We start from the raw sequence: 19,757 nt of genomic DNA on the forward strand, positions 1-19,757 counted from the left end.
AGATAACCTGCGCGAGGAGCCCGCCGCCGGATGATCCACGAGTGCGTCGACCAGTACGCGTGCCTAGCTGCGGACATCAACTTCAATGTCGAGAACCTGCGAACCGGCTTCTGGCAGTTGACGATCGATGGACTCTCGTGGGGTGCCATTTACGCGCTGGTTGCCGTCGGCTACACCCTGGTGTTCGGTGTGCTTCGGCTGATCAACTTCGCACACTCCGAAATCTTCATGCTCGGCATGTTCGGCGCGTACTTCGCGCTCGACGTCATCATGGGCTTCACACCGAGCGGTAACGCGTACAACAAGGGCATCGTCCTGACGATCGTTTACCTGGGCGTAGCGATGCTGTTCGCGATGCTGGTTTCCGGCTCGGCGGCCGTCGGGTTGGAGTTCGTCGCGTATCGACCGCTCCGAAAACGGGGCGCGCGGTCGCTGACCTTCCTGATCACCGCGATCGGGATGTCGTTCGTCCTGCAGGAGTTCGTGCACTTCGTTCTGCCCAAACTGCTCAAGGGCTACGGCGGCAGCAATGCACAGCGGCCCATCATCCTGGTGCAGCCGAAGACGCAGTTCACCATCTTCGGCGCCTCGGTCTCCAACGTCACGATCGTGATCATCGTGGCGGCGTTGGTCCTCGCGCTGCTGACCGACATCGCGATCAACCGGACGAAGTTCGGCCGAGGTATTCGTGCCGTTGCGCAGGACCCGACCACCGCGACGTTGATGGGCGTCTCGCGCGAGCGCATCATCATGACCACGTTCCTGATCGGCGGGCTGCTGGCCGGCGCCGCGGCGCTGCTGTACACACTCAAGGTGCCGCAGGGCATCATCTACTCCGGCGGGTTCCTGTTGGGTATCAAGGCTTTCTCGGCGGCAGTGCTCGGCGGTATCGGCAACCTGCGCGGTGCCCTTCTCGGCGGCCTGCTGCTCGGCATCATGGAGAATTACGGGCAGGCCGTCTTCGGCACGCAGTGGCGAGATGTCATCGCCTTCGCGCTCCTCGTTCTGGTGCTGTTGATCCGGCCGACCGGGATACTCGGTGAGAGCCTCGGGAAGGCACGCGCATGAGCGAGAAATCGGAGGCAGCAAAAGAGGCGCGCGCGAAACGCCTCCTCGCGCCGGGCGATGGTCTGCGCACCTGGTGGGACGGTCTGTCGCGGAGCCAGAAGTGGGTCTTCGGCGTGCTGCTGTTCGGCGCTGTCGCCCTGCTGCCGCTGTACACCCCGCCGTTCCTCGACACCCCCGGCATCAGCTTCGGCGGAACCATGGCGCAGTTCGCGATGGTCGCGATCATCGCGATCGGCCTCAATGTCGTGGTCGGCCAGGCGGGCCTGCTCGACCTCGGTTACGTCGGCTTCTACGCCGTCGGCGCCTACACGGTCGCGCTGCTGACCAGTCCCGACAGCCCATGGAACAAGGTCGGACCCACGGGCTTCTTCAGCACGCCGTGGGCCTGGCTGTCCTGTGTGCCGCTGGCGATGGCCATCACCGCGCTGGCCGGCCTGATCCTCGGCTTCCCGACGCTTCGTCTGCGCGGTGACTATCTGGCGATCGTCACGCTGGGATTCGGCGAGATCATCCGGCTCATGGCCGACAACCTGGCCGACACCACCGGCGGCCCGCGTGGCCTCAACGAGGTCGCGTTCCCACGCCTCGCCGAGAGCGAGAAACTGCCCGAAGGGGTGTTCTCGAGCGCCAATTCGACCGGCGAGGCGAACTACGGCACCTGGTGGTTCTGGCTCGGGCTGATTCTCATCGTCGCCATCTTGATGCTCGTCGGCAACCTGGAACGCAGCCGGGTCGGCCGCGCCTGGATTGCTGTCCGGGAGGACGAGGACGCCGCAGAGGTCATGGGCGTGAACACTTTCCGGTTCAAGCTGTGGGCATTCGTGATCGGCGCGGCCATCGGCGGACTTTCGGGGGCGCTGTACGCCGGACAGGTGCAGTATGTCGCACCGCCGACGTTCAACATCATCAACTCGATGCTCTTCCTGTGTGCGGTCGTCCTCGGCGGGCAGGGCAACAAGCTCGGGGTGATCTTCGGCGCGTTCATCATCGTGTATCTGCCCAACCGTCTGCTCGGCGTCGAGTTCCTCGGAATCAATCTCGGCGACTTGAAATATCTATTCTTCGGGCTCGCGCTCGTCGTGCTGATGATCTTCCGTCCCGAGGGTCTGTTCCCAGCCCGTCAGCAACTGCTGGCCTACGGCAAGGCCGCGCGCGATCTGCTGGGGACCAAACCTGCAGAGAAGGAGCCGGCCGCATGAGCACACCATTGCCCGGCGCCGACGAATCTTCGCTGACGCCAGGAGCAGAGAAGACGATCGAAGAACTCGCCAGTGTGCATCGGGAGATCCACGCCGCCGAAGGCGAAGTCCTCTTGCAGACAAGGGAATTGACCGTCAAGTTCGGCGGGCTGACGGCGTTGGACTCGGTAACGTTCGACATCCGCCGTGGCGAGATCCTCGGGATGATCGGACCGAACGGTGCAGGCAAGACCACCTGCTTCAATGCGATCACCGGTGTCTATCGGCCCACCTCCGGCTCGGTGATCTTCGACGGCGCGCCACTGGGCCGCATCAAGCGGCACCAGATCACCCGCAAGGGCATCGCCCGCACCTTCCAGAACATCCGCCTTTTCGGGGAGATGACCGCGTTGGAGAACGTGATGGTCGGCACCGATGCCCGTCACCACACGTCGGTGCCGGGGGCGCTCGTGCGCACCCCTCGGCATCGCCGCGAGGAGAAATCGGCCGTCGAGCGCTCAGCGGCGCTGCTGCACTTCGTCGGCATCGCGCACCGCGGCGAGGAGAAGGCGAGAAACCTGCCCTACGGTGACCAGCGGCGCCTCGAGATCGCGCGTGCGCTGGCCACCGAGCCGAAGCTGCTGTGCCTCGATGAGCCGGCGGCCGGCTTCAACCCGAGCGAGAAGTCCGCATTGATCGAGCTGATCCAGAAGATCCGCGACGACGGCTATACGGTGCTTCTCATCGAACATGACATGCGACTGGTGATGGGCGTGACCGACCGAATCGTGGTGCTGGAGTTCGGCCGAAAGATCGCCGACGGGCTGCCTGCGGAGATCCGCGAGGACCCGAAGGTCATCGCCGCTTACCTGGGGGTGCCCGATGACGAACTCTCCTGACATCGACGACCGGCCCGTCCTACTCGAAGCCCGCGACATCGTCGTGCACTACGGACGTATCCAGGCGCTTCATGGTGTCTCGCTCGTGGTGCGCCAGGGCGAGTTGGTTACCCTGCTCGGTTCCAACGGCGCGGGCAAGACGACGATCATGCGGGCGATCTCCGGGCTGCGCCCGCTGACGTCGGGCTCGGTTTGGTTCGAGGGCAACGACATCAGCCGCGTCAAGGCGCACCGGCGGGTGACCGACGGCCTGATCCAGGCTCCGGAGGGGCGCGGCGTTTTCCCGGGCATGACCGTCGTCGAGAACCTGGAAATGGGTTGCTACGGCCGCAAGTTCGCGTCCAAGGCCGAACACAAGGAGCACCTTGACTGGGTGCTCGAGACGTTCCCCCGGCTCGCCGAACGGAAGAACCAGGTGGGCGGCACGCTATCCGGCGGCGAGCAGCAGATGCTGGCGATCGGTCGCGCGCTGATGGCGCGGCCGCGGGTGCTGTTGCTCGACGAGCCGTCGATGGGGCTGGCGCCCATGGTGATATCGCAGATCTTCAAGATCATCGCCGATATCAACGCCCAGGGCACCACGGTGCTGCTCGTCGAACAGAACGCGCAGCAGGCACTCACGCGCTCCGATCGTGCCTACATCTTGGAAACGGGCGACATCACCCGTGAAGGCAACGCCCGTGCGCTGTTGGAGGACGACAGCATTCGGGCCGCATATCTCGGCGTCGCCTGAATCCCTCGTGCCCAACCGCATTCGGGCCCTGCTCGGCATCGAGTACCCGATCGTCCAGGCGCCGATGACGTACATCGCCCGCGCGGAACTCGCCGCCGCAGTGTCGGAGGCGGGCGGACTCGGAGTGATAGAGACGCTGACAGCCGAGGGGCAGGCGGACCTGCGTCGTGTCCGCACGCTCACCGACAAGCCGGTCGGGGCCAACCTGATGATTCAGGGCTGGAAGAAGGACCCGTCGATCGTCCACGTGCTCCACGACGCGGGCGTGAACCACGTCTTCACCTCGGCAGGCGATCCCGCCTTGTTCACCGAACGGCTTCACGAAGCGGGAATGACGGTCGTGCACGTCGTCGGCTCGCTTCGTGCGGCGCAGAAGGCTCTCGATGCGGGCGTCGACGCCTTGGTGGTCGAGGGAGTGGAGGGCGGCGGATTCAAGTCTGCCCTCGGTGCGTCGACGATGGTGTTGCTACCGCTTGTCGCCGAGCGCGTCGACCTCCCGATCATCGCCGCAGGCGGCATGTGCGACGCACGGTCCACCGCCGCGGCAGTGGTTCTCGGCGCGGAAGGCGTGCAGATGGGAACCAGGATGCTCGCGAGCCGAGAGTCGTTGGTCCACAGCAACTTCAAGAACGCGATCCTCGCCGCGAGCGATTCGGGCACAGTACTTCTCGACATCCCCGGCAACCCGACGATGCGGGTGCTGCGGGCGGGGCTCGCAGCGCGCGTTGCGGCTCACGATCCCGAAGCCCAGCTGCTCGGCAAGGTCACCGAACTGTACTTCGACGGCGATATGGACGCCAGTGTCGCCAACACCGGTCAGGTGTCCTCACGGATCGACGAGCTCTTGCCTGTCGCCGAGATCGTGCGTGGCACGTGGGCCGAGATCGAAGCGGTGCTGGACGCCGCAAGGTCACGAGTCTAAGGCGACCAGGAGCCCGGCACATCGACCCGGAAACCACCAAGGTTCCGTCGCCCAACCAACGAGCCCCGACGCCTTGACGATCTAGGCCTCGACATTGACTTCACCGTTTCGCCGGCGGAGTACGCCGTGTTCGCGAAGCCGTCGGTGAACCACCACAGGCGGCCGTCATGCCACCGCGGACCCTCGCCGTAAACGATGGCGCCGACGAAATTCCGGCGCGGGAATGGCGCGTCCTCCCCGACAGTGCAAATCAGCAACGCCGTAAATTGATCTAACGTCCATTCCGCGGATTTTTCGCCGTTTCGCTGGCAAAGTCTGTGTCGACACAGCGGTGATCCGACGGAGGTGGGCCATGCCCGAAAACGCCCTAGATCCCTCTCATATCTTGCAGGTGGGCACGGGCTTCTTCGCCTCGAAGACCCTGCTTTCGGCGGTCGAGCTGGGTGTGTTCACCGTGCTCGACAATGAGCCATCGCTCCGCGGTGCGGAGCTCGGTGACCGGCTGAAATTGCACAGTAGAGCCACCTACGACTTTCTCGACGCCTTGGTGGCGCTCGGCTTTCTGGCGAGGGAGGGTGATGGACCGAGCGGCCGGTACAGCAACACGGCGGAAGCGTCGGCGTTCCTGAGCAGAAGCAGCCCGCGCTACGTCGGCGGACTACTGGAAATGCTCAACGCGCGACTCTTCGGGTTCTGGAACGACCTGACCGAGGCGCTGCACACCGGCCAACCGCAGAACGAGCTGAAGCGCAGCGGGCACTCCATGTTCGAGGAGGTCTACGCGGACCCAAAGCGTCTCGAGCAGTTCTTGCTTGCGATGCAAGGCATTTCGACACCGAACTTCCAAGCGCTAAGCGAGACGTTCGATTTCACGGGTTATCAGACGCTTTGCGATGTCGGCGGCGCCAACGGCCAACTCTCTATTGTCGTGGCTAACCGCCACCCACATCTCCGGCTGACCAGCCTCGATCTGCCGGCAGTCACCGCCATCGCGGAGAAAACCGTCGCGGCGGCGGGGCTGACCGATCGTGTTCAGTGCATCAGCGGCGATTGCTTCGCAGAACCGTTTCCCGCAGCCGACATCATCACCATGGGCATGATTCTGCACGACTGGAATCTCGACAAGAAGATGCAGCTCATCCAGTCGGCCTATGACGCACTGCCTGAAGGAGGAGCTTTCATCGTCGTCGAGAACCTGATCGACGATGCCCGACGGCAGAACGCATTTGGCTTGCTGATGTCGCTCAACATGTTGATCGAATTCGGTGACGGCTTTGATTTCACGGGCGCCGACTTTACGGGCTGGTGCACCGAGGTCGGCTTCCGCAGAGTCGAGATCACCCCGCTGGTCGGACCGGCGAGTGCTGGCATCGCCTACAAGTGACGTCTGATCTCAGCGAGCGACGATGACTGAGGAGCCGTGGCCGAAGAGGCCCTGGTTGGCGGTGACGCCGACGGTGGCGCCCTCGACCTGGCGGCCGGTGGCTTGCCCCTTCAGTTGCCAGGTCAACTCGCAGACCTGCGCGATGGCCTGGGCGGGTATCGCTTCGCCGAAGCAGGCCAAGCCGCCCGAAGGGTTGACCGGAACCTTGCCGCCGATCGTCGTCGCACCGCTACGCAGAAGCTGCTCGGCCTCGCCCTTCTTGCACAGGCCGAGGTGCTCGTACCAGTCGAGTTCCAACGCGGTCGACAGGTCGTAAACCTCGGCGAGGCTGACGTCCTCGGGGCCGATACCGGCCTCGGCGTAGGCGGCGTCGAGGATCTGGTCCTTGAACACGCGCTCCGGCGCTGCCACGGCAGCGGTGGAATCGGTTGCGATGTCGGGCAATTCGGGCAGATGCTGAGGATACTGCGGCGTGACGGTGCTGACCGCGCGCACCGACGGCACTCCTTCGACCGACCCGAGGTGCTTCTCGGCGAACGACTTGCTGGCCACGATCAACGCGGCCGCCCCGTCGGACGTCGCGCAGATATCCAACTGGCGCAAGGGGTCTGCCACAACCGGACTGGCCAGAACATCCTCGACGGAGCTCTCCTTGCGGTAACGCGCGTTGGGGTTCTCCAGCCCGTGGCGGGCGTTTTTGACCTTGACCCCGGCGAAGTCCTCGGCGGTGGCGCCGAAGAGGTCCATCCGCCGCCGCGCCAGCAGCGCGAAATACACCGGGTTCATCGCACCGATCAGGTGGAACCGCTGCCAGTCCGGATCGTTGCGGCGTTCCCCACCGACCGGGGCGAACGCGCCCTTGGGCGTGGTGTCGGCGCCGATGACGAGCGCGACGTCGCAGAAGCCGGCCAGGATTTGCGCGCGGGCGCTCTGCAACGCCTGCGATCCGCTGGCGCATGCCGCGTAACTGGAGCTGACGGGCACGCCGTTCCAGCCGAGCTTCTGGGCGAACGTCGAGCCGGCGATGAAGCCCGGATAGCCGTTGCGGATGGTGTCCGCGCCCGCCACGAGCTGGATCTGGCGCCAGTCCAGCCCGGCCTCGGCGAGCGCCGCGCGCGCGGCGACGACGCCGTACTCGGTGAAGTCACGGCCCCACTTGCCCCACGGGTGCATGCCCGCGCCGAGGATGTACAGCGGTTCCGGGCTCATGCGATCCTCCAGGCGTGCACGATGCGCTCGACACCGTCGTCGTCGACGAACAGCGGCATGGTCGTCAGCTCCATTTCCATGCCGACCTTCAGATCGGCGGCCAAGGTGCCCTCGACGACCTTCCCCAACACGATCAGACCCTCATCGGCGAGCTGCACCGCGGCGATCGCGAACGGCTCGAAGGGATCCGGCGCCGGATAGGGCGCCGGCGGGGGATACCGGTTCTCGGTGTAGCTCCACAGCGTCCCGCGACGCGACAGCGGCACCTGGGCCAGGTCGTCGCCGTCGCAGGCGGGGTTGGGGCAGTTGTTCGAACGCGGCGGAAAGACGTAGGTACCGCACTGATGGCACTTGCCGCCGATCAGATAGGGCAGCCCGGATCCGTCGGTGGCGAACCACCCGTCTATCGCGGGTTGAGTAGAAGCTGACACCTGGGTCAGCGTACCGATTCACGTCCCGAACTGAAACGTGTTCCAGTTTGTCGCCGGGCCTCATGCTCCGTCGCCGACCTCCAGGAGGATGCGTAACAGATCCTCCGGGTTGTCCCGCATCAGGTTGTGCGCGCCGACGAGCCCGTCAGCGCCGCCGCGCGTCCTGATCGATCGGGCTCGTCGGCTACTGAACTGTCAGCGCCCGTGCATAGAGTAGGGCCGTGATCGCAAGCGCTACGGCCGAGAAGGCGACTCAGAAGCCGACATTGATGCTGCTGGACGGCAATTCGCTGGCGTTTCGGGCCTTCTACGCACTGCCCGCCGAAAACTTCAAGACCCAGGGCGGGCTGACCACCAACGCGGTCTACGGGTTCACGGCGATGCTGATCAACCTGTTGCGCGATGAGCAGCCCAGTCACATCGCCGCCGCGTTCGACGTGTCCCGGCAGACGTTCCGGCTGGAGAAGTACCCGGAGTACAAAGCGGGCCGGTCGGCGACGCCCGACGAGTTCCGCGGTCAGATCGACATCACCAAGGAGGTGCTCGGCGCGCTCGGCATCACCGTGCTGGCCGAGCCCGGCTTCGAGGCCGACGACGTGATCGCCACGCTGGCTACGCAGGCCGAGGACGAGGGTTACCGGGTCCTCGTCGTGACCGGCGACCGTGACTCGCTGCAGTTGGTCAGCGACGACGTCACGGTGCTGTATCCGCGCAAGGGTGTCAGCGAGCTGACCAGGTTCACCCCCGATGCCGTCGTCGAGAAGTACGGGCTCACCCCGCAGCAGTACCCCGACTTCGCCGCGCTGCGCGGCGACCCGAGCGACAACCTGCCCGGCATTCCCGGCGTCGGGGAGAAGACGGCGACGAAGTGGATCGCCGAATACGGCTCGCTGCAGGCCCTCGTCGACAAGGTCGACACCGTGAAGGGCAAGGTCGGCGACGCGCTGCGGGCGAACATCTCGAGCGTGGTGCTTAACCGCGAGCTCACCGACCTCGTCAAAGACGTCCCGCTGGCACAGACCCCGGACACGCTGCGGATGCAGCCGTGGGACCGCGACCAGATCCACAGGTTGTTCGACGACCTTGAGTTCCGGGTGCTGCGGGACCGGTTGTTCGAGACGCTGGCCTCCGCCGACCCCGAGGTCGATCAGGGCTTCGACGTCCGCGGTGGCGCCCTCGAGGCAGGCGAACTGGCCAACTGGCTGTCCGAGCACACCACGGGCAAGCGGTCCGGGATGGCGGTCATCGGCACGCACCTGGCGTTCGACGCCGACGCGACGGCGCTGGCGATCGTGGCCGGAGACGGCGACGGCCGCTACCTCGACACCGCAGGCCTGCATCCCGACGACGAGGCCGCGCTGGCGTCGTGGCTCGCGGACACGGATGCGCCCAAGGCACTGCACGAGGCCAAGCTCGCCATTCACGACCTGGAAGGCCGCGGCTGGAAGTTGCGCGGGATCACCTCCGACACCGCGCTCGCCGCCTATCTGGTGCGTCCCGGGCAACGCAGCTTCGCCCTCGACGACCTGTCGCTCCGGTATCTGAAGCGTGAGCTTCGCGCAGATAACCCTGAGCAGCAACAGCTTTCGTTACTCGATGACAGCGACGGCATCGACGACCAGGCGGTGCAGACGTCGATTCTGCGGGCCAGCGCGGTGATGGATCTCGCCGACGCGCTGGACGAGGAGCTGGCCCGTATCGAGTCCTCCTCATTGCTCGGCGACATGGAGCTGCCGGTGCAGCGGGTGCTGGCCGAGATGGAGACCGCGGGCATCGCTGTGGACCTCGGCCATCTATCGGAGCTGCAGAGCGAGTTCGCCGATCAGATCAGGGACGCGGCGGAGGCGGCCTACGGCGTGATCGGTAAGCAGATCAACCTCGGCTCGCCCAAGCAGCTGCAGGTGGTGCTGTTCGACGAGCTGGAAATGCCGAAGACCAAGCGCACCAAGACCGGTTACACCACCGACGCGGACGCGCTGCAGTCGTTGTTCGACAAGACCGGCCATCCGTTCCTCCAGCACCTGCTGGCGCACCGCGACGTCACGAGGCTCAAGGTGACCGTCGACGGGCTGCTGAACTCGGTGGCCTCCGACGGCCGGATCCACACGACCTTCAATCAGACCATCGCCGCAACGGGCCGGTTGTCGTCCACGGAACCGAATCTGCAGAACATCCCGATCCGCACCGACGCCGGCCGTCGTATCCGCGACGGGTTCGTCGTAGGTCAGGGCTTCGACGAGCTGATGACCGCCGACTACAGCCAGATCGAGATGCGGATCATGGCGCACCTGTCGCAGGACGAGGGCCTCATCGAAGCGTTCCGCACCGGGGAGGATCTGCACTCCTTCGTCGCCTCCCGCGCGTTCTCCGTCCCGATCGACGAGGTCACCGCCGAACTGCGGCGCCGCGTCAAGGCGATGAGCTACGGGCTGGCCTACGGGTTGAGCGCGTACGGCCTTGCCGCGCAACTGAAGATCTCCACCGAAGAGGCCAAGGTGCAGATGGAGCAGTACTTCGACCGGTTCGGAGGCGTCCGCGACTACCTGCGTGACGTCGTCGAGCAGGCGCGCAAAGACGGCTACACGTCGACCGTGTTCGGCAGACGGCGCTATCTCCCAGAACTGGACAGCAGCAACCGCAACGTTCGCGAGGCGGCCGAGCGCGCTGCCCTGAACGCCCCGATCCAGGGCAGCGCGGCCGACATCATCAAGGTGGCGATGATCGACGTCGACAAGGCGCTCAAGGATGAAGGCCTCAAGTCCCGCATGCTGCTACAGGTGCACGACGAGTTGCTGTTCGAGGTGGCGAACGGCGAACGCGAGCAGGTCGAGAAACTGGTGCGCGACAAGATGGGCAGCGCCTATCCGCTGAATGTGCCGCTGGAGGTGTCGGTGGGATATGGCCGGAGCTGGGACGCCGCCGCGCACTAAGGACCGGTAGCGCGGGATCCCGCAAGGCCCTGCAGAGCAGGCGCACCGGCGCGGGCCCCGTACACGGCGTAGGTCTCCTCGACAAGCAGCGCGTTGACGCGCTCATCGCCGAAGCCGCGGTCGATGCGATCACGCACGAATGCCAGCTCGACCACTTGGTGGGCGAAGGTCTTGACGGACTTCGCTGCCGACTTGCCGCCCATCCGGCGGGCGTGGCCGATCGCCGCCTTGCGGCTCTTGATCGAACCGAGCCAGGTCGCCTCGCTCGGGCTCACCAGGCCTGCCGCCACCATTCCCGGCAGCTTCTGCGCGGTGATCCGCTGTTCTTTGCGCCTGCTGGCGACGCCGAGCCAGATGATCAAAACGAAGATCGGCACCATCCACAGGAAGTACACCCCGAAATAGGCGCCGATGCCGAGCAGCGACGAGCCGTTCCACAGCCCGTGCATGATCACTGCGCCGATATAGCCGAGCAGGATGCAGCCGAACTTGGCGAGGGCGTTCCGCTTCCGCAGCGCATACCACACGCCGATACCGAAGAACGTGGTGAACAGCGAATGCGCGAACGGCGCCATGATGAGCCGCATCGCGGCGGTGACAAGCGAGTCGCCGACGGTCTCGCCACCGCCGATGTACAGGATGTCCTCTAGCCACGCGAACCCTGCACCGACCAGGCCGGCATAGACAAAGCAGTCGGTCAGCGAGTTCAGCTCGTTGCGGCGCCGTCCGGTCATCATCAGCAGGAGAAACAGGCCCTTGGCTGCCTCTTCGGTCAGCGGCGCCCCCAGCACGATCGTGACTGGGCTGGCACCTTCGGTCGCGCCCGGATTGATGGCCGCCTCGGCAACGAGTTGCAGTATCGACGCGATGATGACGGCCACCGACGCGCCCCACAGGAAGGCCAGCACCAGCAGCCGGGGCGGCTCTGGCTCCCAGCGGTCCAGCCACAGATAAGCGAGCAGGACGATCGTCATCGCGATGCTGGACATCACGAATCCGATCGAGGTGCCGACGGGATTCAACGCCGTCAACGCGATGATGATCAGACCCGCGATGGTGCCCAGCAGGATCAGCACGCCCAACGGCGCTCCCACCTTGCGGACCTTCTTCTGTATCGGCGGGTACGGCGGACCGTAGGCGAGCGGATGGGAAGGCGGACCGGCGTAGGACACCAGAGCAGGGTAGCGGTGAGCAACGCTGGAATCCGGTTTCGGGGCGGTCCATTTGTCGATTGGCGACATCAGTTCGAGTCGCGGCGTTAGCTTGCGGAGATGTACACGGGGGAGCACGTCCGCACGCGGCCCGACCAGGCGGCGTTCATCATGGCCGGCACGGGCGAGGCGGTGACATACGCCGAACTCGATGCCCGGTCGAATCGCTTGGCGCACTTTTTGCGCGGTGTCGGACTCAACAGGCTCGACCACTACGCGATCTTCATGGAGAACAACGCGCGATACCTCGAATGCTGCGGAGCGGGCGAACGCTCCGGCCTGTACTACACGTGCATCAACTCGTTCCTGACCGCAGACGAGGTCGCCTACGTCGTCAACAACAGCGAATCGCAGGTGCTGATCTTCTCCGAGGAGAAGCGCGCAATCGCCACGGAGGTGCTCGGGCAATGCCCGTCGGTGAAGGTCGCTGTGGTCGCCGACGGTCCCGGCGACGGACGCGCTGTCGTCAACCTCGACGAGGCCGTAAAGGATTACCCCGCAACTCCCGTCGCCGATGAGGGCCTGGGTACGTCGATGCTGTACTCGTCGGGAACGACGGGCAGGCCCAAGGGCATTCTCCGGCCGCTCCCGTTGCAGCCACCTTCGCAGAACTTGCCGGTGCTCGACTTCATCACGAAGATCTGGCGCTACCGCGACGGCATGTCCTACCTGTCGCCTGCGCCGCTCTACCACTCTGCGCCGCAGGGCGGCGTCGGCCTCACCATCCGGATGGGTGGCACGGCCGTGATCATGGAGCACTTCGACCCCGAGCTGTACCTGATGCTGGTCGAGAGGTACCGCCCGACGCATACCCAGCTGGTGCCCACAATGTTCTCCCGCATGCTCAAACTGCCCGCGGAAGTACGGGCCAGATACGACGTGTCCTCGCTCGAGGTCGCCATTCATGCCGCCGCGCCGTGTCCACCGCAGGTCAAGGAGCAGATGATCGATTGGTGGGGACCGGTCCTGCTGGAGTACTACAGCGCCACGGAACTGCTCGGATTCGCCGTATGCGACAGCGCGGAGTGGCTGACCCACCGCGGCACCGTCGGCAAGGTGATCTCCGGGCAGATATGCGTGCTCGACGACGACATGAGGCCTGCGGCCAAGGGGCAACCGGGCACGCTGTGGTTCAAGACCATGAGCGACTTCTCGTACTTCAACGATCCGCAGAAGACCGCTGAGTCGCGCTCCGCCGACGGCACGATGACCACCGTCGGCGACGTCGGCTATGTCGATGACGACGGCTATCTTTATCTCACCGACCGCGCGACGTTCATGATCATCTCCGGCGGTGTGAACATCTACCCGCAGGAATGCGAGAACCTGCTGATCACGCACCCCAAAGTGGCCGACGCGGCGGTGTTCGGGGTGCCGAACGACGATCTCGGAGAAGAGGTGAAGGCGGTCGTGCAGCCGATGCCCGGAATCGATGCCGGTCAGGACTTCGCGGACGAACTGCTGACGTTCTGCAGCGAACACCTCTCCAGACAGAAGGTGCCGCGCTCGATCGACTTCGAAGCGGAGCTACCGCGACTGCCGACGGGGAAGTTGTACAAGCGCCTGCTTCGAGACCGGTACTGGAATGATCATGCGACCCGGATCGTGTGATTGTGCCTGGTCATGATCGACCTGCTCACGGGACCGGGTTTGTCCAGCCTGTACACAGTCGAGTAACCTCGACCGGTACCCGTCTGTGGTTTTGCGATCTCTGCTGCGGGTGCGGAGCACACCTCGGTGCCTGCGCGCCGAGGCCAATAATTCGAACGTCCCAAGTCCCTACGACCAAACCTGTCCGGAGCAACCCACCACATGCCAAGCCCCTCCGTCACCTCGCCGCAAGTAGCCGTCAACGACATCGGCTCGAGCGAGGACTTTCTCGCCGCCATCGACAAGACCATCAAATACTTCAACGATGGCGACATCGTCGAGGGAACCATCGTCAAGGTTGACCGTGACGAAGTTCTGCTCGACATCGGTTACAAGACCGAAGGCGTAATCCCTTCCCGAGAGCTCTCCATCAAGCACGACGTCGACCCCAACGAGGTTGTGTCCGTCGGCGATGAGGTCGAAGCCCTCGTTCTCACCAAGGAGGACAAGGAAGGCCGCCTGATCCTGTCCAAGAAGCGTGCACAGTACGAGCGCGCCTGGGGCACCATCGAAGAGCTCAAGGAGAAGGACGAGGCCGTCAAGGGCACCGTCATCGAGGTCGTCAAGGGCGGCCTCATCCTCGACATCGGCCTGCGTGGCTTCCTGCCCGCCTCGCTGGTGGAGATGCGTCGTGTCCGGGATCTGCAGCCGTACATCGGCAAGGAGATCGAGGCCAAGATCATCGAGCTGGACAAGAACCGCAACAACGTGGTGCTGAGCCGCCGCGCCTGGCTGGAGCAGACCCAGTCTGAGGTGCGCAGCGAGTTCCTCAACCAGCTGCAGAAGGGCGCCATCCGCAAGGGTGTGGTGTCCTCCATCGTCAACTTCGGCGCGTTCGTCGATCTCGGCGGCGTCGACGGCCTGGTGCACGTTTCGGAGCTGTCCTGGAAGCACATCGACCATCCGTCGGAGGTCGTACAGGTCGGCGACGAGGTCACCGTCGAGGTACTCGACGTCGACATGGACCGTGAGCGGGTTTCGTTGTCGCTCAAGGCGACTCAGGAAGACCCTTGGCGTCACTTCGCCCGTACGCATGCTATCGGCCAGATCGTTCCCGGCAAGGTCACCAAGCTGGTGCCCTTCGGTGCGTTCGTTCGCGTCGAGGAGGGCATTGAGGGCCTGGTGCACATCTCCGAGCTCGCTGAGCGTCACGTCGAGGTGCCCGACCAGGTGGTCGCCGTCGGCGACGACGCCATGGTCAAGGTCATCGACATCGACCTCGAGCGTCGCCGCATCTCGCTGAGCCTCAAGCAGGCCAACGAGGACTACACCGAGGAGTTCGACCCGTCGAAGTACGGCATGGCCGACAGCTACGACGAGCAGGGCAACTACATCTTCCCCGAGGGCTTCGATTCCGAGACCAACGAATGGCTCGAGGGCTTCGAGAAGCAGCGCGACGAGTGGGAGGCCCGCTACGCCGAGGCCGAGCGCAGGCACAAGATGCACACCACTCAGATGGAGAAGTTCGCAGCGGCAGAAGCAGAAGCAGCCGCGGCCCCCTCCGGAGCCAATGGTGGTGCACCGCGTGCCGAGGAGCAGTCGGCGGGTGGATCGCTGGCAAGCGACGCTCAGCTGGCGGCGCTTCGGGAGAAGCTGGCCGGCAGCGCCTAGTCGGCGTCTGACCGGATGATTCGTATCGGTCTGACCGGCGGCATCGGCGCCGGAAAGTCGACGGTGTCCGCCGCGTTCAACGATTGTGGCGGCATCATCGTCGACGGGGACGTGATTGCCCGGGAAGTCGTCGAACCGGGAACAGAGGGACTGGCGTCTCTCGTCGACGCATTCGGCGACGACATCCTGCGCGAAGACGGCGCGTTGAATCGGCCCGCCCTGGCGGCCAAGGCGTTCGTCGACGACGAGAAGCGCCAACTTCTCAACGGCATCGTGCACCCCCTGGTGGCCCGGCGGCGTGAGGAAATAATCGCCGCCGTCTCCGCCGACGCCGTCGTCGTCGAGGACATCCCCCTGCTCGTGGAGACGGGGTTGGCGCCCATGTTTCCCCTTGTGGTGGTCGTCCACGCCGATGAGCAGACCAGAGTCGAGCGGCTGATCAAACGCGGAATGGACGAGGCGGACGCCCGTGCCCGGATAGCCGCTCAGGCATCCGAGGAAGAGCGCCGCGCGATCGCCGATGTGCTGCTTGACAATTCGGGTTCGCGGGGCGACTTGGTGGAACACGCGCGGGACATCTGGTATCAGCGGGTACTGCCGCTTGCGCACAACATCCGCACCCGAGAGTCGGTGCGCGTCCCGCCGGACCTGGTGCCGTACCACCCGGCTTGGGCCGACGATGCCCGCCGCATCGTCAACCGGCTGACGATGGCGTGCGGGCACAAGGCCCTGCGGGTGGATCACATCGGGTCGACGGCGGTCGAGGGCCTCGACGCCAAGGATGTCATCGACATCCAGGTGACCGTCGAATCACTCGATATCGCAGACGAACTCGTCACCGCTCTCACCGATGTCGGCTACCCACGCATCGACCACATCACGAGCGATGTTCCGCACGAAGGCGATCCGTCACAATGGCGCAAGCGTATTCACGGGGCAGCGGATCCCGGGCGTCCGGCGAACGTGAACGTTCGCGTCAACGGCTGGCCGAACCAGCGGTTCGCGCTCCTGTTCGTGGACTGGCTGAGGGCCAACCCCGGCGTGCGCGACGACTACCTGGCGGCCAAACGGAAGGCACTCGAGACGCCGGACTACGCCGAGGCGAAGGAACCGTGGTTCCTCGACGCGTACGGGCGAGCCACCGCATGGGCCGACTCGACCGGTTGGAAGCCGTAACCGTCAGGCGGACTGGGGCGCCGCGTCGGCAGACGGTGCGACCGGCGCCAATACATCGGCGCCAGGTGTGTCAAGCGGGGCGCCGCACTGCAGCGTGCCGTACATCGGGTCGTCTTTCACGCGGAACAGCCTCGGCGCGATGAACTGATCGGCCTGCGCGACGATCTGATCGTCGACCAATATCTCGCAGTGCAGATTCGACCCGTACGGCCAGTCGATCGAGACCGTCATGCCCGCCAGTTTCGGGTCGGACATCACAGTGTTGACCTCGAAGGTACTTCCCGGAAGCAGCGTCGGCTGCTCGCTGTTGACGTTCGCGTCGTCGGCCTTGTAGGCGACCACCGCTCCGCGCGACGTGCCGTCGGCGCGGGCGCGGTAGATGACGTTGCGCAGCACGCCCGGGTCGCCCTGGGCGGCGGGGTCCGTTTGCGGCGGGATGTCTGGATCTGCCAGCGCGGGCGCGGGGATTAACTGGGAACCGACGATGAGGGTCGCCAGTGCGGCGGCGGTGATCCAGCCGCGCTCGGTGAGACTCATGGCAGGGACCCTACGCTTTGCGCCAGGTCAGTTCCAAGCCGTTGCCAGAAAGCCAACGCTGGAGGTCATAGCCGTTTCGGGACAGTCCCTCGACGGCGCCCAGCGCGCTGCGAACCGCCTGCTCGCCGATCCGGGGCGTGAGTAACCCGTGCCGCACTGCGGTCAGGAGTTCGTCGACGTCCTCCATCTCCACGCCCTCTCCTGTGCGCAGCACGAGGTCGAGATAGTGGTCCTCGGAGTGCCAGACCTTGGCGCCCGCCGTATAGCGGCCCACGTCGAGATAGAAGTCCTGGTCGCGTTCGTGACCCGGATTGAAATGAAAGATCGATGCTCGCAATCCGAGCGATGGCAACAGCCAGGACTGCAGGTAGTGGAACTGGGCCCGGCCGGGCGTCGGCCGGGCCATGTACAGACCCCACGGTGTCACCGTGTACTCGTCGACGTCGCGTTCGATCCCCTTGGGATCGGTGTTGGTCCGGGCGACCAAGTCGAATTTCTCGTGCTTGGGAGGGTGGATAGACCAAGCATAGGCTCGGCGAACAGGTTCGGCGGGCAGGAGCGTTGGGCCCCGTCGAAGGCAGCGGTCGACCGGGGAATGTCACGGTGTCGGTGCGTGGTTCTACCCTGTGAACATGGCTTTCGCTACCGAACACCCCATCCTGGCGCACTCCGAGTACCGCCCGGTCGAGGCGATGGTGCGCACCGGTGGCCGGTTCGAGGTCGTCAGCGAATACCAGCCGGCGGGCGACCAGCCCGCTGCGATCGACGAGCTGGAACGTCGCATAAGGGCGGGGGAGCGCGACGTGGTACTGCTCGGCGCGACGGGCACCGGCAAGTCGGCGACCACCGCCTGGCTGGTCGAGCGGCTGCAGCGGCCGACGCTGGTGATGGCGCCCAACAAGACGCTCGCTGCGCAGCTGGCCAACGAGCTCCGGGAGATGCTGCCGAACAACGCTGTTGAGTACTTCGTCTCGTACTACGACTACTACCAGCCAGAGGCGTACATCGCCCAGACCGACACGTACATCGAGAAGGACAGTTCGATCAACGACGACGTGGAGCGGCTGAGGCACTCCGCGACGTCGAGTCTGCTGTCACGGCGGGACGTGGTGGTGGTCGCGTCGGTGTCGTGCATCTACGGCCTCGGCACGCCGCAGTCCTATATGGACCGGTCCGTCGAGGTGCGGGTCGGGGAGGAGATACCCCGCGATGCGCTGCTGCGGTTGCTCGTCGACGTTCAGTACACCCGCAACGACATGGCATTCACCCGTGGCTCGTTCAGGGTGCGCGGCGACACCGTCGAGATCATCCCGTCCTACGAGGAACTCGCGGTGCGCATCGAGTTCTTCGGCGACGAGGTCGAGGCTTTGTACTATCTGCATCCGCTGACCGGTGACGTCGTCCGCAAGGTCGACTCGCTGCGGATCTTTCCGGCGACTCATTACGTGGCGGGCCCCGAGCGGATGGCTCATGCGATCTCGACGATCGAGCAGGAGCTCGAGGAGCGGCTGGCAGAGCTGGAGAAGCAGGGCAAACTGCTTGAGGCGCAACGGCTTCGGATGCGGACCAATTATGACGTCGAGATGATGCGGCAGGTCGGCTTCTGCTCGGGCATCGAGAACTATTCGCGGCACATCGATGCCCGACCGGCAGGCTCGGCGCCCGCCACGTTGCTGGACTACTTCCCGGAGGACTTCCTGCTGGTCATCGACGAGTCGCATGTGACGGTGCCTCAGATCGGCGGCATGTATGAAGGCGACATCTCCAGAAAGCGCAACCTCGTCGATTTCGGTTTCCGGCTGCCGTCGGCGATCGACAACAGGCCGCTGACCTGGGAGGAGTTCGCAGACCGGATCGGGCAGACGGTTTATCTGTCGGCCACGCCCGGCCCGTACGAGCTCAGCCAGACCGGCGGCGAGTTCGTTGAACAGGTCATTCGGCCGACCGGGCTCGTGGACCCGCAGGTGGTGGTCAAGCCGACGAGGGGCCAGATCGACGACCTCATCGGGGAGATCCGCAAGCGCACCGATCTCGACGAGCGGGTGCTGGTCACTACGCTCACCAAGAAGATGGCCGAGGACCTCACCGACTACATGTTGGAGATGGGCATCCGGACCAGATATCTGCATTCCGAGGTCGATACGCTGCGCCGGGTGGAGCTGCTGCGTCAGCTGCGGCTCGGAGAGTACGACGTGCTCGTGGGCATCAACCTGCTGCGGGAGGGCCTTGACCTACCCGAGGTGTCACTGGTGGCGATCTTGGACGCCGACAAGGAGGGCTTCCTGCGGTCGCCGCGAAGCCTGATCCAGACCATCGGGCGAGCGGCCCGCAACGTGTCCGGCGAGGTGCACATGTATGCCGACACGATGACCGATTCGATGAAGCAGGCCATCGACGAGACCGAGCGCAGGCGGGCCAAGCAGATCGCCTACAACGAAGAGAGGGGCCTCAATCCGCAGCCGCTGCGCAAGAAGATCGCCGACATCCTCGACCAGGTCTACCGCGAGGCAGACGACACCGACGTCGAGATCGGCGGCTCGGGGCGCAACGCCTCGCGCGGACGTCGCGCGCCGGGTGAGCCGGGCAGGGCGGTCAGCGCCGGGATCATCGAGGGCCGCGATACCTCCAATATGCCGCGGGCCGAGCTCGCCGACCTCATCAAGGATCTGACCGCTCAGATGATGGCTGCCGCACGCGACCTGCAGTTCGAGTTGGCCGCCCGAATCAGGGACGAGATCGCGGACCTGAAGAAGGAACTGCGCGGCATGGATGCGGCCGGTCTGAAATAGCTTGATCTCAACCGCGGTTGAGGTCATAC

The 19,757-nt window shown here is 65.1% G+C and carries 16 protein-coding genes; 11 read left to right on the plus strand and 5 right to left on the minus strand.

Annotated elements, in window-relative coordinates:
- Positions 1 to 30 precede the first annotated feature (30 nt).
- From C6A82_RS13225 to C6A82_RS13250, 6 genes are all read left to right on the plus strand, one after another.
- On the plus strand, positions 31 to 1,068 hold the full coding sequence (locus C6A82_RS13225; protein WP_105342808.1) for a branched-chain amino acid ABC transporter permease: 1,038 nt from the start codon (positions 31 to 33) through the stop codon (positions 1,066 to 1,068).
- Positions 1,065 to 2,267, plus strand: coding sequence for a branched-chain amino acid ABC transporter permease (locus tag C6A82_RS13230; protein WP_105342807.1), 1,203 nt, complete (start codon positions 1,065 to 1,067; stop codon positions 2,265 to 2,267). The genes C6A82_RS13225 and C6A82_RS13230 overlap by 4 nt, the downstream gene beginning before the upstream one ends.
- A complete protein-coding gene (locus tag C6A82_RS13235; protein WP_105342805.1) occupies positions 2,264 to 3,145 on the plus strand; it encodes an ABC transporter ATP-binding protein in 882 nt (293 codons plus the stop codon). Before C6A82_RS13230 ends, C6A82_RS13235 begins: the two co-directional genes overlap by 4 nt.
- The gene (locus C6A82_RS13240; protein ID WP_105342803.1) at positions 3,129 to 3,878 is read left to right on the plus strand and encodes an ABC transporter ATP-binding protein; all 750 of its coding nucleotides are present in this window, start codon (positions 3,129 to 3,131) and stop codon (positions 3,876 to 3,878) included. The genes C6A82_RS13235 and C6A82_RS13240 overlap by 17 nt, the downstream gene beginning before the upstream one ends.
- Positions 3,879 to 3,885: 7 nt before the next feature.
- Positions 3,886 to 4,800 carry a nitronate monooxygenase family protein gene (locus C6A82_RS13245; protein WP_105342801.1) on the plus strand — a complete coding sequence of 305 codons (915 nt, stop codon included), beginning with the start codon at positions 3,886 to 3,888 and terminating at the stop codon, positions 4,798 to 4,800.
- Positions 4,801 to 5,152: 352 nt separating this feature from the next.
- On the plus strand, positions 5,153 to 6,184 hold the full coding sequence (locus C6A82_RS13250) for a methyltransferase (protein WP_105342799.1): 1,032 nt from the start codon (positions 5,153 to 5,155) through the stop codon (positions 6,182 to 6,184).
- Positions 6,185 to 6,193: 9 nt separating this feature from the next.
- Here the strand turns inward: C6A82_RS13250 and C6A82_RS13255 are convergent, their stop codons facing one another.
- On the minus strand, positions 6,194 to 7,393 hold the full coding sequence (locus tag C6A82_RS13255; RefSeq protein ID WP_311101828.1) for a lipid-transfer protein: 1,200 nt from the start codon (positions 7,391 to 7,393) through the stop codon (positions 6,194 to 6,196).
- The gene (locus tag C6A82_RS13260) at positions 7,390 to 7,824 is read right to left on the minus strand and encodes an OB-fold domain-containing protein (RefSeq protein ID WP_105342469.1); all 435 of its coding nucleotides are present in this window, start codon (positions 7,822 to 7,824) and stop codon (positions 7,390 to 7,392) included. Before C6A82_RS13260 ends, C6A82_RS13255 begins: the two co-directional genes overlap by 4 nt.
- Positions 7,825 to 8,093: 269 nt before the next feature.
- Between C6A82_RS13260 and polA the strand changes: the two genes are divergently transcribed.
- Positions 8,094 to 10,754, plus strand: coding sequence for a DNA polymerase I (gene polA, locus C6A82_RS13265; RefSeq protein WP_199193622.1), 2,661 nt, complete (start codon positions 8,094 to 8,096; stop codon positions 10,752 to 10,754).
- Here polA and C6A82_RS13270 read toward each other — a convergent pair.
- Positions 10,751 to 11,926 (minus strand): PrsW family intramembrane metalloprotease, encoded by a 1,176-nt coding sequence (locus tag C6A82_RS13270; protein ID WP_396836798.1) that lies wholly within the window; start codon positions 11,924 to 11,926, stop codon positions 10,751 to 10,753. The genes polA and C6A82_RS13270 overlap by 4 nt on opposite strands.
- A 99-nt stretch (positions 11,927 to 12,025) precedes the next feature.
- Here C6A82_RS13270 and C6A82_RS13275 point away from each other — a divergent pair, with 99 nt between their 5' ends.
- The 3 genes from C6A82_RS13275 to coaE all read left to right on the plus strand — a co-directional run bounded on the left by C6A82_RS13275 (position 12,026) and on the right by coaE (position 16,402).
- On the plus strand, positions 12,026 to 13,576 hold the full coding sequence (locus C6A82_RS13275) for an AMP-binding protein (protein ID WP_105342462.1): 1,551 nt from the start codon (positions 12,026 to 12,028) through the stop codon (positions 13,574 to 13,576).
- A gap of 201 nt (positions 13,577 to 13,777) precedes the next feature.
- Positions 13,778 to 15,226 (plus strand): 30S ribosomal protein S1, encoded by a 1,449-nt coding sequence (gene rpsA, locus C6A82_RS13280; protein WP_105342461.1) that lies wholly within the window; start codon positions 13,778 to 13,780, stop codon positions 15,224 to 15,226.
- A 15-nt stretch (positions 15,227 to 15,241) separates the two neighbouring features.
- Positions 15,242 to 16,402: a dephospho-CoA kinase gene (gene coaE, locus C6A82_RS13285; RefSeq protein ID WP_311101830.1), complete on the plus strand. Its 1,161-nt coding sequence runs from the start codon at positions 15,242 to 15,244 to the stop codon at positions 16,400 to 16,402.
- A 3-nt stretch (positions 16,403 to 16,405) separates the two neighbouring features.
- Here coaE and C6A82_RS13290 read toward each other — a convergent pair whose 3' ends face one another.
- Complete coding sequence (locus C6A82_RS13290; protein ID WP_105341328.1) at positions 16,406 to 16,939, minus strand: hypothetical protein; 534 nt, start codon at positions 16,937 to 16,939, stop codon at positions 16,406 to 16,408.
- Positions 16,940 to 16,949: 10 nt separating this feature from the next.
- On the minus strand, positions 16,950 to 17,345 hold the full coding sequence (locus C6A82_RS13295) for a DUF402 domain-containing protein (protein WP_105341330.1): 396 nt from the start codon (positions 17,343 to 17,345) through the stop codon (positions 16,950 to 16,952).
- Between the two features lie 226 nt (positions 17,346 to 17,571).
- Between C6A82_RS13295 and uvrB the strand changes: the two genes are divergently transcribed.
- The gene (gene uvrB / locus C6A82_RS13300) at positions 17,572 to 19,728 is read left to right on the plus strand and encodes an excinuclease ABC subunit UvrB (protein WP_311101832.1); all 2,157 of its coding nucleotides are present in this window, start codon (positions 17,572 to 17,574) and stop codon (positions 19,726 to 19,728) included.
- The last annotated feature ends 29 nt before the right edge of the window (positions 19,729 to 19,757 follow it).

The organism is Mycobacterium sp. ITM-2016-00318 (genome assembly GCF_002968285.2).
Lineage (GTDB): Bacteria > Actinomycetota > Actinomycetes > Mycobacteriales > Mycobacteriaceae > Mycobacterium.

Excerpts from the sequence above, each read along its gene's own strand:
- rpsA (WP_105342461.1), top strand. The coding sequence starts at position 13,778 with ATGCCAAGCCCCTCCGTCACCTCGCCGCAAGTAGCCGTCAACGACATC.
- C6A82_RS13275 (WP_105342462.1), top strand. The coding sequence starts at position 12,026 with ATGTACACGGGGGAGCACGTCCGCACGCGGCCCGACCAGGCGGCGTTC.
- uvrB (WP_311101832.1), top strand. The coding sequence starts at position 17,572 with ATGGCTTTCGCTACCGAACACCCCATCCTGGCGCACTCCGAGTACCGC.
- C6A82_RS13295 (WP_105341330.1), bottom strand. The coding sequence starts at position 17,345 with ATGGCCCGGCCGACGCCCGGCCGGGCCCAGTTCCACTACCTGCAGTCC.
- C6A82_RS13235 (WP_105342805.1), top strand. The coding sequence starts at position 2,264 with ATGAGCACACCATTGCCCGGCGCCGACGAATCTTCGCTGACGCCAGGA.
- polA (WP_199193622.1), top strand. The coding sequence starts at position 8,094 with ATGCTGCTGGACGGCAATTCGCTGGCGTTTCGGGCCTTCTACGCACTG.
- C6A82_RS13250 (WP_105342799.1), top strand. The coding sequence starts at position 5,153 with ATGCCCGAAAACGCCCTAGATCCCTCTCATATCTTGCAGGTGGGCACG.
- C6A82_RS13240 (WP_105342803.1), top strand. The coding sequence starts at position 3,129 with ATGACGAACTCTCCTGACATCGACGACCGGCCCGTCCTACTCGAAGCC.
- C6A82_RS13230 (WP_105342807.1), top strand. The coding sequence starts at position 1,065 with ATGAGCGAGAAATCGGAGGCAGCAAAAGAGGCGCGCGCGAAACGCCTC.
- C6A82_RS13255 (WP_311101828.1), bottom strand. The coding sequence starts at position 7,393 with ATGAGCCCGGAACCGCTGTACATCCTCGGCGCGGGCATGCACCCGTGG.
- C6A82_RS13290 (WP_105341328.1), bottom strand. The coding sequence starts at position 16,939 with ATGAGTCTCACCGAGCGCGGCTGGATCACCGCCGCCGCACTGGCGACC.
- C6A82_RS13225 (WP_105342808.1), top strand. The coding sequence starts at position 31 with ATGATCCACGAGTGCGTCGACCAGTACGCGTGCCTAGCTGCGGACATC.
- coaE (WP_311101830.1), top strand. The coding sequence starts at position 15,242 with ATGATTCGTATCGGTCTGACCGGCGGCATCGGCGCCGGAAAGTCGACG.